The organism is Vibrio sp. 10N, from assembly GCF_036245475.1.
In the GTDB taxonomy this organism is placed as follows: domain Bacteria; phylum Pseudomonadota; class Gammaproteobacteria; order Enterobacterales; family Vibrionaceae; genus Vibrio.
In genome coordinates, this window is record NZ_BTPM01000002.1 from 132701 (window position 1) to 148228 (window position 15528).

Sequence of the window (15528 nt, forward strand, 5' to 3'; positions counted from 1 at the left end):
AGTGTGGCGTATAAGCTTACTTAACCTTTCGGCCATTGACCCAAACCGACGAAATCGCAGGCTCGGTGGTATGTACGATGATTTTCTCTAAGATGTCTTGCTCGCTATCGAGATCATCATAAACGCGAACTTGGCTACCTTGGGTGTTGCTATCAACCACAAGTGCGTCGAAGCAGTACCCAGGCTTGAATACGCCAACTGGTAAATCAAGCGTCAGGCCACCACCATGAGTCGCAAGCCAGAATGCTTCCACAAATGACACGCGCGTGTTCGCTTCGCCGCGCTGTTCCATGATATGGGTATTCGTGCCTGCTTCGCGCACGCGAGAATGACTCACTGCATCTAATGCTGCGTGAAAGATAGAAGGCAGTGGTCCACCGGATAAATCGGAGCCTAGACCGACATGAAGGTCTTTATCGATTGCTTCTCTTAGTGGAAATGCTGCGTCGGCAAAGTACATGTTGGAGAGAGGGCAGTGAGCAATGCCAGCGCCAACTGTTTTGATGGTTTCTTTATCACTTTCACTGAGAAAGATTGAATGGGCGAGCACCGTTTTACGCGTCAGCAGTCCGGTTTCGTTGTACAACTCTACATCCGTTTTTTGATAGGTCTGCTCTGTGAAATCTCGAGCCCAATCGCTTTCTGAGGCATGAGTTTGCACGTGGCACTGATATTGGGAAACCAGTTTGCCCAAACCCTCTAGTAGTGCTTTGGTTGATGTCGGTACAAAGCGGGGTGTGACTACGGGAAAAACCAGACCTTGCTGTGCATCTATTTCATTCACATTCTGGATGAAAGCTTCTGCGTCAGAGAGCGCCTGCTGCGTTGATGACTCAACGTAGTAATCCGGACACATCGACTTTTCATCCATAGAGATTTTGCCGACCAGCGCGCGTTGTACTTTCTCTTTACACACGCTCGCTAGGTATTCTGATGGCGCACTATCAATGGTGGCAAAGTACATGGCGGTAGTGGTGCCATGCGCAAGCAGTGTGTCTACTAACTCAGGGTAAATTCGAGCGGCAAATGTGAGGTCGCTGTAGCGTCTCTCTAGAGGAAAAGTGTACTGGTTTAGCCAATCATGCAGCGGAAGATCCAGTCCTTTGCCTGCTTGAGGCCACTGCGGTGCATGAGTATGAAGATCAACAAGGCCCGGTAGCAAATATTGATGGTCGGCAAGGCGCGTTAGACTACTTGTATTTTCGTGTTGTTCGACTAGCGTTGCGTAGTTTGGGTGAGTAGGTGACAGTACTTGGGTAATCACTCCCAAATCATCCACTTCAATACACGCCTGCTGGATATAGTCGAATGATCCTTTCTCTGGGGCATGATATAGATTGGCAACAAAGGCTTGATTTGACATCTCAGTTCCTAAAAACATATGGCTAAAGTTCGACTATCTAATTAGTGACTTTTTAGAAGCAAGCTATTAAAAAGCCCAGCCGTATGCTGGGCTTGGTTATGATTAAAGAGTTAACGCAGTTTTTAGCGCCACGTTAATCATTTCGTGCAGTTCTGTGCGACGTTCATCCGCGGTGAGGTGCTCACCTTTGGTGATGTGGTCGGTCACAGTGCACATTGCAATCGCTTTACAGCCATTTTCAGCGGCACATGAGTAAAGCGCGTTCACTTCCATTTCTACCCCCAGTACACCGTACTTAGCCATAAGCTCGTACATATCAAAATCTGGACGATAGAACAGATCAGAAGAGAACACCTGACCCACGCGGTAGCTCATGTCGGTTTCGCTTAGCACGGAAACACAGTTTTGCAGCATGTTGAAGTCAGCGAGCGCGGCGTAGTCGTGATCACGGAAACGAATGCGGTTGATTTTAGAGTCCGTCGATGCTCCCATTGCGACGATAACGTCTTTCAGTTTTACATCGTCATGAATGGCACCACAGCTGCCGATTCGAATGAAGTTCTTAACGCCGAATTCAGTCATTAACTCATGAAAGTAGATCGTCGCAGAAGGGCCACCCATACCGTGAGCCATAACAGAAATCTCTTTACCTTGGTAAGTACCGGTATAGCCGTACACGTTGCGAACATCGCTCACCAAACGTGGATTTTCTAGGTAAGTTTCAGCAATCAACTTAGCGCGAAGTGGGTCACCTGGCATTAGAATCGTTTCTGCAAAGTCACCTTTGTTCGCATTAATATGTGGAGTAGGCATGGAGTTTTTCCTTAAGACAGAGTGATAAGCAGGCCAGCGATAGTGCCTGACATTAAGTTCGCTAGAATGGCACCAAATAGTACACGTGGGCCAATTTCAACAAGCAGAGGACGACGCTCTGGGTTCATAGCGCCAATTCCGCCAATCACCATGGCGAGCGAGCCAATGTTGGCAAAGCCGCACAGGCTAAAGGCAATGATAGCTTGAGTCTTTGCTGACAAGGTTTCGCTGACTTCAACAAAGCTCATGTAAGCAACAAATTCGTTTACGGCAATCTTTTTACCAATAAGAGCACCCGCGGTAACCGCTTCGCTCCACGGCACCCCCATTAGGAATGTAAGCGGTGACAGGATATAACCGATAATCAGTTCAAGGCTTGCGTTCTCGAAGCCCGCTAGCCCACCAAGACCAGAAATAATGCCGTTAAGTAACGCGACTAGCGCAACAAAAGAGATGACGAGTGCGGTTACGGTTGCTGCTTGGTGCATACCAACTAGAGAGCCTTCTGTAATCGCATCGAGTAGCGATTTTGGAGCGTCTTTGTCGTCAACTTTGATGGCTTTGTCAGTAGTCACGTCCTCGGTTTGTGGACATAGCAGCTTCGCAAACAGCAGGCCAGCGGGCGCTGTCATAAAACATGCGGTAATAATGTACTTTGGATCCACACCTAAGCTGATATAGCCAATCATAGTACCACCAGCGACACTCGCGAGACCGCCAGTCATGACTGCGAACAGCTCCGAGCGAGTCATATTTTTAACCAGTGGGCGAATCATAGATGGCGCTTCAATAGGACCAACAAAGATGTTGGCGGTTGCGCTAAGTGATTCCGCTTTTGACGTTCCTAGTAGTTTGGTTAGTACCCCACCAATGACGTTGATCAGCGTTTGCATGATGTTGAGGTAGTACAGTGCAGAAATAAGTGCCGAAATAAAGATGATGACACAAAGTACGTTGATAACGAAAATGAAGCCCATTTCGAACTTACCTAAGCCACCAAAAGCGAATGCTAGACCTTCATTAGCGTAGGAAATAACGTGATTAACGCCATTCGACATGCCTTGCAAAATTTGCTCACCAAGCGGGACAAACATAACGAAGGCACCAAAACCAATTTGTGCAGTAAGGGCAAGTAGGACAGTACGTTTATTGATGGCTTGGCGGTTTTCAGAGAAAAGAAAACCAACGGATAGCAGTGCGATGATTCCGACAATGCTCATAAGTAGTGACATGATACAGCTCTTTCATGTGTTACCTAGCAATGTCCGTATTAAATAGGTAGTAATAAATCTAAGTGATCGCACTTGTCTCAAGTATTAAGTGCGTGTGTATAAATAACACTCACTGATCAGACTTATTTGGCATAAGAACAGATGTGGATTCGAGTCATTTTATAGCGGAGCATTATTGGTGCTCTGTAGAAACGCTTCACCATATTTGAAGCTTATACAAAATGCCTGACAGTAAGTCCCCAATTTGGGGTGAGCGGATTCTATAGAAAGGTTTTTGCGATTGCAACCGTTTGCTTTTTACTATTTCACCGGTTTGAGAAATTTCTGCGTTCAACTCTGGCATTCTTGAATCGTAAACTTTATGATGCGCGACCAAGATACGGGATCGTGCGCGCTGATGTCAGTTATGCAGATTGGCTGCGGATAAGTTAGACTCTGAATATCCAGCGTTTGTCCCCATCATTCACCATAAAAAGGTCCATGCCATGAGCTCGAAACAAGAACTCCAGAAACTGAATAACCGCCTAGATAAGTGCAAGCACAAGCTAAATGGAGCTAAAGCTCGTGGTGACAATGAAATGATTTCGCGTTTTACCGATGAAATTGACAAGATGACCAAGAAACTGGCTCAACTAAAGCACAAGCAAAGCTACGACATGAACAAAGAGCGTAAGAGTTTGCTGGACATGCCTTTCTCTCGTGAAATCACCAAAGCAGAGCAGGCGGATATGGGTAAGTTGAAAAAGTCTGTGAAAGGCTTGGTTGTTGTTCACCCAATGACGAAAATCGGCAAAGAGCTGAAGTTAAAGGTAATGACGGGTTACGCGCCAAAGCCATTCTAATGATGGATTGATTTACCCAAAGGGCGTACGTGGATAGCGTGCGCCTTTTTTATAGCTGAATCATTGATATCACTGTAGATAGTAGTGAGGAGCGTTGTGATACTGCTCACGGCTTCACGATTAAGCCACTGAAGCAAGGTATCATGTTTGTTGCAAATTGTTTCGTTTTAATGCCTTTAAAATCAATGTCATACATTGAAAGCCTCTTCCTTTGAGCAGATTTTACCTGTTAATTTTCATCTACGCCTACTGCCTAACCCAACAGAAACCCAGTGGAGGATGACGTCCTCACTTTTTTCAATCACTATAATTTTGTTTAGTAACGTAATTCGAACAATAAAGGCGATTCTAATGTCTAGTACAAACACCAGTCAGAGTAACGTGATGCTACATGCGTTTGATTGGCCCTATGCTTTAGTCACTGAGCGTGCTCAAGAAATCAAAGCCTCTGGGTATAAGACAGTGCTTGTGTCACCGCCAATGAAATCCTACCGTGGTGATAAGGAAGTCTTGTGGTGGCAGCTTTATCAACCTCAAGATTACCGTGTTATCGACAATAAGTTAGGTAATACCGAAGACTTTAAGGCGATGATGACAACACTCAATGAGCTCGATATTTGGGTTTATATTGACGTGGTGTTCAACCATATGGCGAATGAATCGAGCTTGCGTCTTGATCTCCAGTATCCAAGCCAATCGGACATGAGTTGTTATCAAGAGCACTCTAGCTATTTTGAACAGCAGAAACTGTTTGGTGACTTAAGTGAGCCGCTGTTTACCGAAGAGGATTTTGTTGAAGCCTTTGGCATCGAGAACTGGAAGGATCGCTGGGAAGTGCAAAATGGCCGTTTGACCGGTGGGCCTGAAGATCCTGGGCTACCAACGCTGCGTACCAGCGAACATGTGATTGCTCAGCAACAGGCGTATTTATTGGCGATGAAAGATCTTGGCGTGCGTGGCTATCGCATTGATGCGGCAAAGCACCTAACTCTTGAGCACATCAAAAAGGTGTTTACCGATGAGATCACCGAAGGCATGCATGTGTTCGGAGAGATCATTACTGATGGTGGTGCAACTGAGGAAGAGTACGAACTGTTCCTTCAGCCGTACCTTGAAGAGACAAGATTGGCGGCGTACGACTTTCCGCTGTTCAAAACCATTTTTGAAGCCTTCTCATCCAAAGAGGGGAGCTTAACCTCATTGATTGATCCTTATTGCTTCGGCCAAGCCCTGACTCATGAGCGCTCAATTACCTTTGTGACAACTCATGATATTCCAAACAACGATGTATTTAGTGACATGGTTATGGAAGAGCAGGATGAGTGGCTGGCATATGTCTACATTCTTACTCGTGGTGAAGGTGTGCCACTCATATACAGTGACCTCGATCCAAGTGGTATTACCGGTAAGCAGGGTCTACCAAGGTGGGTGGATGGATGGAAAGATCCTAAGCTTGCGAAGTTGATTCATTTCTACCACACCGTGCATGAAGCGACAGCTGAGATCATTGAGGCGAATGAAGATCTGCTGGCATTTAGCCGAGGTGATAAAGGTGTCGTGGTGATCAACAAGTCATCACGCAGTAAGGTGGTCGCTTTAAATCAAACTAATGCATTGAGTTCGATCTTTTCTGATGCTGTGGTTGAAGCGGGCGGTGCACTGCATATTGAGCCGATGAGCGCTGAGGTACTAGTGTCGGTTTAAGTTGATGGCTTTCAATATACCGAACGGATACAAAAAGCCCTCGCTATATTGCGAGGGCTTTTTCGTTGTGGCTATCTACTATTCCGTGTAGCGAGTAAGTAGCTCAATGGCGTAATGCATACGCTCATGGTCAATTTCTTGCTTCGGTAATAGACGGTTAGTACCATCTTTCACTTCGTACAGTCCGTTACCTTTGAGCGAGAAGATCTTGTCTTTTGAGACTACAGCGTAGTCACCATAGTCTGCAACGATGGTGTAAGGACGATCAACAAACTCGCCGTAGAGATCTTCACCAACCGCATAATCCTCGATATCGTTAGTCACACCTAGGTAATTTTTCATGATGGTCGGCACAAAGTCATAGTGCGTAGTCAGCTTATCTTGTGGCCACTGGTTGGCTTCTTTATCGACGCCTGCACCAATCATAATAAATGGTACTTTGATTTGAGCTTCGGTGAAGTTGCCGTTGTGGCCCCAGAAGTTTTGGCCGTTATCATTGAGCTCTTCACCGTGGTCACCAGTAATCACGATCAGTGTATCGTCATAGGTGCCTTCCGCTTTTAACTTGGCAACTACTTCTTTGATTTTGCTATCAACAAAGTGAGTACTTGTGCGGTAGCGGTTGAAGATAGGCTCAGGATCGGAGTCGTTACTGCGTACGAATGGGTTGTTTGGGCCAGACATCGGCTCAAACTTCGGCTCATAATCCGCTGGGAAAATAAACCCATGCGGCGCATCAAAGAACAAAAATGAGAAAGTTGGTTTTGACTTATTGACGTCATACCAAGTCATCCAATCATCAACCAGTTCGATATCACGTTCCGCAGCGTTGCCTTTGCTCTTACCACGAATACGCAGATTCGGGATGTTGGCGAAGATAGTACGGTTGAATTCTGGAGACTCGATGTGTGCCGATGTAAACACACCAATCTCGTAGTTGAGTTCTTGCAATCGATCCATCAACAGTGTTGGACGTTGGTTCGCCAGCATTGGGTGCCAATATGGACCAGGCAAGCCGTAGAATAGGCCAAATGTCCCCATTCGAGTTGCGTTACCCGATGAGTAGTGTTTATCGAATGACAACCCCTCGTTGGATAAGTCGTAAACGGTTGGCATGTACTCTTGTGTCACGGTATCTGGGCGCCAAGAATCGATCAGAATCAACATGATGTTCTTTGGCTGCGATGGTGCCTCACCTGCGATTGGATTAACCGGGTAGTTTAGACCACCTTGTACTTTCGGCGCTTTTGCTTGGTTTCGCTCAAGCTCTTCTCGGTCTAGCCAACCCTTCTCCATTAGGAGTGAGTTCGCAATAGTTGGGTAGAATAAAGGAAGGTACTGGTTCACAAACATCACTGGCTGATAAGTTTTCGCCGCAGCCCAAATATGGATACCGTGGCTTGCCAATGTTGTGGCAATAAACAGTGGGAAAAATACTTTGCGAAGTTTTTTGGTCAATGTGAAGCTGCGAAGCTCCATTTTGCTCAGTGCCCACCATTGCAACGCAAATACAGCGCCAAGGCCAACAACCAGCATTAACCAGGCAGACCAAGGGAATTCAACAATCTGTCCTGACATCACCATGGAGAGAACTGGGTAGTTCAGGTGGAAGCGGTAGAAGCCAAACACCATGGTGTCGACGAACAAAAAGCCCAGGGCAATGGTTGCGATAAGAGCCAGTATTGGGCGTTTTAGCTTGAGAGGCAGGAAGCAAACAATCAAACCAACAAGCCAGAATACCAACGCAAGCAGCGCCATGTGGCTGAATAAACTGGTTACGGCAAACGAGAACTGAAGTCCATCGAAGGGCAGGTCAGGGAAATAGAGAAAATAACGCGCGCCAATGAGCGTCGCAAGCAATGCATTGAGAATCCAAAACTCGTAGTAAGGACTCAGCTTTGATTTTAAAAACGTAAGCATGTTCAATAGACCAAAATGTAAAATCTAATTCTGTCGCACGTCGACAAGGCCGCATATTGTACGTGAGCTAGAAGGAGATTGAAACTTTTGCAGGTCAGAGGGATGTAGAATGTTACAAATTATTGATGACGGTAATATGCCCTACACCATGCTATTTGGTGCTTCTGGTGTAGGGTGATCTGCTGAAATGGTCGTAATTAAGCCAACGAAATTAGCTTATTCACAAGTTTATCTATCCCACTTGCAGCTTCTGAAATGCTGTTTGCTAGCATATAAGCAGGCGTCGACAGTACTTTGTTATTCTCATCATAAACAAAATCGTCAACAGTACACTCAATATGGTGTCCACCTAGCGCATTAAAGCCCTCCGCAGTACCGGCATCACTGCCGATGGTACCGGACACAGATTCTGGGTAAATCATCGGGATGATAACAGGGGCAATGCACAAGTAACCGGCAGGCTTATTCGCTTGCTTGAAAGCGCGACAAGCGGAAGCAACGCCTGCGTTAATGGAACACTCAGCGCCATTGATGGCAAAGTCGGTCAGATTTTTGGCTGCACCAAAGCCGCCTGGTACAAGCAGTGCATCGTAATCGTCGACGTTAAGCTTTTCGACATCTTCAATATTGCCACGCGCGATCCGGGCCGCTTCAACCAAGACATTGCGCGACTGTTCCATTTCTTCGCCGGTGATATGGTTAATGACATGATATTGCTCTACGTTTGGGGCAAAGCAGTGCCACGTTGCTCCCGCTTTTTCTATGGCATGCAAGGCCAGAACAGATTCATGGATTTCAGCACCATCAAATACGCCAGAACCACTTAGGATGACCGCTATTTTTTTCATATTGTTTGACCTCAAGTCTTTGCAAAGATCGCCAACTAAATCTCCAAACGTGCTGTTTGTTTGGGAGGGATATTAGGTAAATAATAGTCGACTATACAGATACTTGGAGTCACAACCTTAAATAATGTGCTCTGGTCAGCAAAAGTTTGCAGGTGAGTAGAGGTACGCCACTAAGTGTGGTGAGCTGATGGGACAGTGATAGTGAGCGTTAAACAAAGCAAAGCGCTAGAGCCATTGTGATCAAGCCGTCGTGTGACCGCGATGGAAAGATGCGACTCCCAGTTTAGTTGGTGTGTAACATCTTGTTAGCGCTTTATCTATGTGGTGACTTGGTAGCTGTTCATATTGGCTGAGGTTGTCTGCACTGAGTCGTCGTTTTTGGTCGACAAACCGAATACACCAGCGGTGATAAATGCAGACAGATAGAACGCTAGCGCCACTAACTTACGTTTGTGACGGGATAGCCTTACGCGTTTAGATTCACTTGGAGGAAACTTCTTCATATTCACCCTCGATAGTGTTGCTAGAGGCTGTCTGTCCTTGAGCCTGACGCTGACGAGCAAACTCCTTGTCTAATTGTTTCTTTATACGGTTACCAGTGATAAATGCAGCAATCGCCATTGGAATAGCCATTAGTAGGCTGAACATCATTGCCACAAAACCGATAAATAGTGCGCTAATGGTTAGGAGTGCTTGTTTCATAATGACCTCTTTGTAATAAACCGAATGCAAAAATGGACGAGTCTTTATGGGCATCCTTTACTGGTATCGCTCCTTTATATCGAAATACTACGCTAGGGAATATGAACCAAACATGAACATTGGTTCAAAAAGATGTTCATGTTTGGTGGGGAGGGTGTTTGAAGTAGCAATTAGTCGCCTAATGGTTGGCGATCGCTTCCCGTTCTGTGAGTATCTAAGGCGAGTTTTAAGCGGCGAAGGCGGTCGCGAGAGCGGCGCTTATGGTTTACTGCGAGCTCCATCGCGATGACGTCAACTAAGGCAAGCATCGCATAGCGCGAGGCAGATGGCTTATAGATAAAATCGGTTTCTTTATGGACGATAGGCAGCACAAGATCGCTGAGGTTCGCCAGTGGTGAGCCGGAAGGGGTAATAGCAATCACAGGTACGCCATATTGCTTAGCGGTTTCTGCTGTTTCTACCACGATAGGCGTGTGACCCGTTGCGGATATCACCACCATCACGTCATTGGCATCCGCTGTTGCTGCTACCATGCGAGTGAGCAATCCATCATTGTATGATACTACTGGGTAGCCAAGTCTAAACAGACGATGCTGCAGCTCTTGTGAGGTGATGGTTGAGCCACCACCGACGCCAATTGCAATGATTTGCCTTGCTGAGTGAAGTAGTTCCGCCGCTTTGCTGATGTCTGCTTCGTTAATGAGTGCTCGGTTGATATCCAAAGCCTGTTTGATGGACTCGTAAATACCCTGATGACCAGTTTGTACCGGCGGCTCAATAATAAAACGCTGGCCTACTGCAAGTGATTGCGCCAGCTTGATCTTGAGGTCGCGAACATTTTTACACCCCACGGCTTTTGCAAAGCGGGTGATGGTGGCTTCGCTTACGCTTGCTTGCTCTGCGAGTTCCGTAATACTGGCATTGGCCGCGCTGCTTACATCATCTGTGATAAGGTCGGCGACCTTTTTTTCTGCATCACGAAGCGCACTGTATCGCTCCGTGATTTGAGAAATAATGTCTATTTCTACGCTCAAAATGTTCCCTCTAGAATGCTGTTTCGACCCAATGTTCGACATTATGCTGGTCATCGCTGATCGCAATGTAGCGCCACTTGTCAAAGGTGAGGCAGGGGTGCGATGTTGAAAAGGCAATCATATCACCAACTTGGAGATCGCAGTCCTCGGGAACCGATAAAAATGTGTGTTGATCCATCACATCTGTTGCCTTAAGGCCTGTCGTTTCTATTTGTTCACCATCGCGATAAACACGCTCAGGAATAGGAAGACCCGCGTCAAATGCGACATCACGCTTACCCAAACCTATGATGACTTTTGTGGCTTCAGGGCGAGAAATGACATACGCCCAAACCTCTAGAGCAGAAGAGAGATCGCCTCCTAGCTCACAAGCAAAACCTTGGTTTTTCTCTGCACGTTGCATCACTTTATGCTGGGCATCTAGATAGATACCAGTGTCATGAATGACGTAGCAGCCTGGGCGTAAAATGGCATCAAAGGCGTCGAGGTGGGCAAATTCTTCCGCGACCACGTCGTACCATGCAGAACCAGCACCTGTGACGATCGGTTTTTCAGGCAGTAGATTGTCTGCAACTAACTGACTTGCTAACTCAAGCGTGTTGGCAAGAAACTGACGTACACGGGCTTCTTCATCGCCACCGTGGATCACGCCCTCATAGACTTCAATCCCCACCAAATTTACGTTTGGCATGTCGGTTATAAACTGAGCCAGCGCGACGACTTCATCGATTGTGCGACAGCCGCAGCGACCGCCGGCAACGCCGTATTCAATCAGAACGTCGATTGAGCTGTTAGCGTGTTCAAAATAGTGTTGTAACTGCTGAATATTTTGCTTTGAATCGACGCATACCATCACGCGAGCATCGGTATCTCGTTGTACACGATGAATCATGGCCATGTTGGCTTTACCTACGAGTTGGTTGGCCATCATGATGTTGGTGATACCACTGTGAGCGGCCACTTCAGCTTGCGGGGCGGTGGCGACGGTCACTCCCCAAGCACCACATTCCTGCTGCTGACGGAAAAACTCGGGTGTCATGGTTGTTTTGCCATGTGGACAAAGTTTAACGCCGTGATGGTTGGCAAATTTTTGCATCCACTGCATGTTATTTTCTAAATGACTGCGCTTAATCACGGCAGCGGGCAAGCTAATTTCTTCTTTAAGCAAGCTATAACTCGGCATTTCATGGTCGCAACACGCCACTCCTTTTTGACCGATTGCATATCCCAATGCATGGGTTTTGTGATTGTTTCTATCTTTTTTAAATAGATTATTCATTTTAATTCTCACACTAACATGGTTTAAGTTGTTGATTAATAATGATTGATGGTATTTATGATACTTGCCGTGTTAGAAACTATCAAACTTTGTTGGTGTTTTTGTGTAATTTGTCACTGAGTTTTGTGAGGGTAATTTCTAACATAGGTGTCATGGAAAGCGTGAAGACGAGAGATAAGGTCATGTTGTTCGACACTATTATAAAAAATGTAGAAATCGTCGATGGAACCAATGAGGCGTCCTACCATGCCGATCTGGCTATTAAGCAGGATCGCATCGCTAAAATTGGTGATCTGGCTGGCTATGAGGCGAGCATGATCATCGACGGTCAGGGTCAGGTGCTCAGTCCTGGTTTTATTGATGTTCACACCCACGATGACACCAATGTTATTCGCTACCCAGATTGCTTGCCGAAAATCAGTCAAGGCGTGACAACGGTGATTGTTGGTAACTGCGGCATCAGTGCATCACCGGCAACGTTACATGTTGCGCCACCAGATCCAATGAACCTACTAGGCAAGCAAGAAGACTTTAAATACCCAACGTTTGCAGAGTACGCGAGTGCGGTTGAGCAAGCGGAGCCTGCGGTGAATGTTGCTGCATTGATAGGGCACACCACACTTCGCAATAACGTGATGGATGAGCTGCTTCGCGAAGCCTCAGAAGATGAACTGCAAGCGATGCAAACTGCTTTAGCGCGATCGATGGCCGAAGGTGCACTGGGATTAAGTTCTGGCCTGGCCTATGCCAGCGCTAAGCAGGCAACCGCCAGTGAAGTGATGCGTTTAGCCGAAGTATTGGCTGAGTTTGGCGGCATCTATACCACTCATATGCGCACTGAATTTGAAGAAATCTTGAGTGCCATGGAAGAGGCCTTTGAAACGGGTCTACATGCTCGAGTGCCTGTGGTTATTTCTCACTTGAAATGTGCAGGCGCTGGTAACTGGGGAAGAACCGTTGAAGTTCTCGATTTGCTCGAAAAAACAGCTCAGCACCAAGATGTTTCCTGTGATTGTTACCCCTATTCAGCAAGCTCATCAACGCTTGATTTAAAACAAGTGACGGATGATTTCGATATCTTCATCACTTGGTCTGAAACAAAACCTGAGTATGCAGGGCAACTCCTTGCTGACATCGCTAAGCAAATGGATCTGCCATTGATGGAAGCGGCAAAAGCCATTCAACCTGCTGGCGCTGTGTATCACTGTATGGATGAAGAAGATGTCGAGCGAGTGCTTAAGCATAAGCTCACTATGGTGGGATCAGATGGGTTGCCAAACGATCCTCATCCGCACCCAAGACTTTGGGGCACCTTCCCGAAAGTTCTTAACCATTACTGTAAAGATCGCGGTCTATTTCCTCTTGAGGAAGCGGTTTACAAAATGACGGGAATGTCAGCGAAGCGCTATAACCTGGCAAACAGAGGCGTTATCAAAGAGGGAGCGTTTGCTGACTTGGTTTTATTTAATAAGCATAACGTTCGCGATACCGCGACGTTTGAATCACCGATTTCTGTCGCAGATGGAATTGAGTGTGTATTCGTAAACGGAAATATTAGCTATCAAAATAAATTAGTCGCCAATAAAAGGTTTGGCCGATTTATATATCGAGATGGCACTAATTGCTCTTGAATAATCACTATTCGAGATGTGTAACATTTAAATAAGAAGTAACAAACTGGAGTAAACAATGACTATTAAACGCTATGGTGTAGAAGGTGGAACCGGTACTGGCGGACAACATTTACCCTTTGCTCGTGCAACAGAAGCAGGTGGCTTTCTTTATGTGTCGGGTCAAACACCGATGACAGATGGCGAGGTTGTTGAAGGTGGTATTGTTGATCAGTCGCGTTTAGCGATTCAAAACTGCGTCGACATTATGGAAGAAGCGGGTTACGGCCTTGAAGATGTCGTGCATGTGAAAGTCGTGTTAACGGACTCACGCTATTTCCAATCTTTCAACAAAGTGTTCAAAGAGTTCTTCGGTGCCAACCCGCCAGCGCGAATTTGCATGGTGTGTGACCTTGTGGTTGATGTAAAGGTTGAAGTCGATGTGACCTGTTATCGCGAAGACCGCCGATAAAATAAATATTCAATAGTAAGCAACATTATTAAGGGCATTTTGCGATGCCCTTATCAATAAAAATAACAATGACATTCTGATTACATAATGTAATTACTTTTCGATATAAATAACGTAAAAGTAAGCAGTGTTTTATCTGCTTATATCTCTGGAGGTAGTTCAATGAACAGTACACTATTTCTATCCAGCTTTGGGATATATGTGTGTTTTCTTATTTGGCTAGGATGGTTTGTATCACGAAACCAAAAGTCAGGTGAAGATTTTCTACTTGGTGGACGTGGTCTACCACTGTTCCTAGTGTTAGGTACGACCGTCGCGACCATGGTGGGCACTGGCTCTAGTATGGGCGCGGTTGGCTTTGGCTACGCGAACGGCTGGGCTGGCGCACTGTATGGTATTGGTGGTGCACTCGGTATTCTGCTTCTTGCTTTATGGTTTGCCCCTGTACGTCGTCTCAATTTCATGACCATGAGTGAAGAGCTGTCTTATTACGTGGGTGCAAACCGCGTAGTGAAAAACCTGGTTGGTGTGCTGATATTTATCGCCTCCATTGGCTGGTTAGGCGCTCACATCCTTGGTGGCGGCATGTACCTAGCCTGGATTGCTGATATTGACCTCAATGTGGCTAAGGTCATTATTGCTGCGGCATTTACTATTTACGTTGTGATCGGTGGCTATACAGCGGTGGTTTGGACTGACACCATTCAAGCGGTCATCTTGTTTGTTGGCTTTATTCTCATGGCGGTACTTTCGGTTCAGCACATTGGTGGACTGGATAACTTATATGCGGCAATGGATCCAGCAGCTACCAGCTTCCTAGCTATCGAGAAACTAGGCATTATCCCTGCGATTTCACTTGCTGTTGTGGTTGGTGTGGGTGTGCTAGCGACGCCTTCTTTCCGCCAGCGTATTTACTCTGGTAAGGATGTTTCAACGATTCGCCGCTCGTTTGTTCTCTCTGGTGTGCTGTATCTGTTCTTCTCTATCATTCCAGCCATCATTGGTATGGCGGCTCATGCAATCGACCCAAGTCTTGATAATCCAAACTTCGCGTTCCCATACATTGCGGCAACGGTATTGCCTGTGGGTATCGGCATGATTGTTCTGATTGCGGGTCTGTCTGCAACCATGTCAAGCGCGAGCTCTGATGCGATTGCCGGCGTGTCGATTCTGCTGCGTGATGTGTATGTGATGTTCACAGGGCGCGTACCAAACAAAGAGTCGATGATGAACTATTCAAGACTTGCTTTGGTCGTGGTGATTGGCTTTGCACTACTATTCGCACTGACGTCGAATGACATCATTGGCTACATCACTAAGATGATCTCAACTGTGATGTCAGGCATGTTCGTCTGCGGCATGCTAGGACGCTTCTGGAAGCGCTACACATGGCAAGGCGCTATCGCAACTTTGGTAGGTGCATCAGCAGCCTCATTCACTGTCATCCTTAGCCCAAGCTTGTCCGCTTATTGGGGTAACCCGGTGATTCCATCTGTAGCGGTTGCGACGCTAGCGGGTGTTGCGGTGAGCTTGTTTACCCCAAGAAACATGGTTTCTCCTGAAGAAGCACAAGCCATCTTAGATGCTGAACGCGCACAAATGGAGCAAGGCGGCGAGTCGGGTAGTACAACGTCGACGACGCCAGTGACCGAATAATCTTTCTCTAAGTCAGGGTGTAGCCCAAGACACCCTGACTCAATAACGTTTTT

The 15528-nt window shown here is 46.5% G+C and carries 13 protein-coding genes, 1 pseudogene and 1 riboswitch; of the genes and pseudogenes, 5 read left to right on the forward strand and 9 right to left on the reverse strand.

All coding sequences use genetic code 11. The features are described 5' to 3' along the window. Positions 1-16: 16 nt before the first annotated feature. The 3 genes from guaD to AAA946_RS16925 all read right to left on the reverse strand — a co-directional run bounded on the left by guaD (position 17) and on the right by AAA946_RS16925 (position 3408). The gene (gene guaD / locus AAA946_RS16915; protein WP_338165969.1) at positions 17-1363 is read right to left on the reverse strand and encodes a guanine deaminase; all 1347 of its coding nucleotides are present in this window, start codon (positions 1361-1363) and stop codon (positions 17-19) included. 102 nt (positions 1364-1465) lie between these two features. Then, complete coding sequence (gene deoD / locus AAA946_RS16920) at positions 1466-2176, reverse strand: purine-nucleoside phosphorylase (protein WP_112463061.1); 711 nt, start codon at positions 2174-2176, stop codon at positions 1466-1468. A gap of 11 nt (positions 2177-2187) precedes the next feature. Further along, a complete protein-coding gene (locus AAA946_RS16925) occupies positions 2188-3408 on the reverse strand; it encodes a NupC/NupG family nucleoside CNT transporter (RefSeq protein WP_338165970.1) in 1221 nt (406 codons plus the stop codon). 142 nt (positions 3409-3550) lie between these two features. Next, a riboswitch (purine riboswitch) is annotated at positions 3551-3648 on the reverse strand. A 245-nt stretch (positions 3649-3893) separates the two neighbouring features. Here AAA946_RS16925 and AAA946_RS16930 point away from each other — a divergent pair. Together AAA946_RS16930 and AAA946_RS16935 are read left to right on the forward strand one after the other, a co-directional pair. Beyond that, complete coding sequence (locus AAA946_RS16930; protein WP_112463060.1) at positions 3894-4250, forward strand: YibL family ribosome-associated protein; 357 nt, start codon at positions 3894-3896, stop codon at positions 4248-4250. 351 nt (positions 4251-4601) lie between these two features. Beyond that, the gene (locus AAA946_RS16935; protein WP_338165971.1) at positions 4602-5954 is read left to right on the forward strand and encodes an alpha-amylase family protein; all 1353 of its coding nucleotides are present in this window, start codon (positions 4602-4604) and stop codon (positions 5952-5954) included. Between the two features lie 78 nt (positions 5955-6032). On the opposite strand, the gene AAA946_RS16940 is transcribed toward AAA946_RS16935, so the two are convergent. The 6 genes from AAA946_RS16940 to AAA946_RS16965 form a co-directional block, all read right to left on the reverse strand. Further along, positions 6033-7874 carry a DUF3413 domain-containing protein gene (locus AAA946_RS16940; RefSeq protein ID WP_338165972.1) on the reverse strand — a complete coding sequence of 614 codons (1842 nt, stop codon included), beginning with the start codon at positions 7872-7874 and terminating at the stop codon, positions 6033-6035. Positions 7875-8071: 197 nt separating this feature from the next. Further along, positions 8072-8722, reverse strand: a complete 651-nt coding sequence (gene elbB, locus AAA946_RS16945) for an isoprenoid biosynthesis glyoxalase ElbB (RefSeq protein ID WP_338165973.1) — start codon at positions 8720-8722, stop codon at positions 8072-8074. A 317-nt stretch (positions 8723-9039) separates the two neighbouring features. Beyond that, on the reverse strand, positions 9040-9225 hold the full coding sequence (locus AAA946_RS16950) for a hypothetical protein (protein ID WP_338165974.1): 186 nt from the start codon (positions 9223-9225) through the stop codon (positions 9040-9042). Next, positions 9203-9424 carry a hypothetical protein gene (locus tag AAA946_RS16955; RefSeq protein ID WP_338165975.1) on the reverse strand — a complete coding sequence of 74 codons (222 nt, stop codon included), beginning with the start codon at positions 9422-9424 and terminating at the stop codon, positions 9203-9205. Before AAA946_RS16955 ends, AAA946_RS16950 begins: the two co-directional genes overlap by 23 nt. Positions 9425-9594: 170 nt before the next feature. Then, a complete protein-coding gene (locus tag AAA946_RS16960; RefSeq protein ID WP_112463053.1) occupies positions 9595-10458 on the reverse strand; it encodes an SIS domain-containing protein in 864 nt (287 codons plus the stop codon). A gap of 10 nt (positions 10459-10468) precedes the next feature. Next, positions 10469-11737: an amino acid deaminase gene (locus tag AAA946_RS16965; protein WP_338165976.1), complete on the reverse strand. Its 1269-nt coding sequence runs from the start codon at positions 11735-11737 to the stop codon at positions 10469-10471. A gap of 182 nt (positions 11738-11919) precedes the next feature. Here AAA946_RS16965 and AAA946_RS16970 point away from each other — a divergent pair, with 182 nt between their 5' ends. From AAA946_RS16970 to AAA946_RS16980, 3 genes and pseudogenes are all read left to right on the forward strand, one after another. Next, entirely contained in the window at positions 11920-13368 is a 1449-nt protein-coding gene (locus tag AAA946_RS16970; RefSeq protein ID WP_338165977.1) for an N-acyl-D-amino-acid deacylase family protein, read from the forward strand. A 58-nt stretch (positions 13369-13426) separates the two neighbouring features. Continuing rightward, on the forward strand, positions 13427-13819 hold the full coding sequence (locus AAA946_RS16975; RefSeq protein ID WP_042501660.1) for a RidA family protein: 393 nt from the start codon (positions 13427-13429) through the stop codon (positions 13817-13819). A 162-nt stretch (positions 13820-13981) separates the two neighbouring features. Next, positions 13982-15424, forward strand: a pseudogene (locus tag AAA946_RS16980) (sodium:solute symporter family protein); the annotation flags it as partial. Between the last annotated feature and the right edge of the window lie 104 nt (positions 15425-15528).

Excerpts from the sequence above, each read along its gene's own strand:
- guaD (WP_338165969.1), bottom strand. The coding sequence starts at position 1,363 with ATGTCAAATCAAGCCTTTGTTGCCAATCTATATCATGCCCCAGAGAAA.
- deoD (WP_112463061.1), bottom strand. The coding sequence starts at position 2,176 with ATGCCTACTCCACATATTAATGCGAACAAAGGTGACTTTGCAGAAACG.
- AAA946_RS16925 (WP_338165970.1), bottom strand. The coding sequence starts at position 3,408 with ATGTCACTACTTATGAGCATTGTCGGAATCATCGCACTGCTATCCGTT.
- AAA946_RS16930 (WP_112463060.1), top strand. The coding sequence starts at position 3,894 with ATGAGCTCGAAACAAGAACTCCAGAAACTGAATAACCGCCTAGATAAG.
- AAA946_RS16935 (WP_338165971.1), top strand. The coding sequence starts at position 4,602 with ATGTCTAGTACAAACACCAGTCAGAGTAACGTGATGCTACATGCGTTT.
- AAA946_RS16940 (WP_338165972.1), bottom strand. The coding sequence starts at position 7,874 with ATGCTTACGTTTTTAAAATCAAAGCTGAGTCCTTACTACGAGTTTTGG.
- elbB (WP_338165973.1), bottom strand. The coding sequence starts at position 8,722 with ATGAAAAAAATAGCGGTCATCCTAAGTGGTTCTGGCGTATTTGATGGT.
- AAA946_RS16950 (WP_338165974.1), bottom strand. The coding sequence starts at position 9,225 with ATGAAGAAGTTTCCTCCAAGTGAATCTAAACGCGTAAGGCTATCCCGT.
- AAA946_RS16955 (WP_338165975.1), bottom strand. The coding sequence starts at position 9,424 with ATGAAACAAGCACTCCTAACCATTAGCGCACTATTTATCGGTTTTGTG.
- AAA946_RS16965 (WP_338165976.1), bottom strand. The coding sequence starts at position 11,737 with ATGAATAATCTATTTAAAAAAGATAGAAACAATCACAAAACCCATGCA.
- AAA946_RS16970 (WP_338165977.1), top strand. The coding sequence starts at position 11,920 with ATGTTGTTCGACACTATTATAAAAAATGTAGAAATCGTCGATGGAACC.
- AAA946_RS16975 (WP_042501660.1), top strand. The coding sequence starts at position 13,427 with ATGACTATTAAACGCTATGGTGTAGAAGGTGGAACCGGTACTGGCGGA.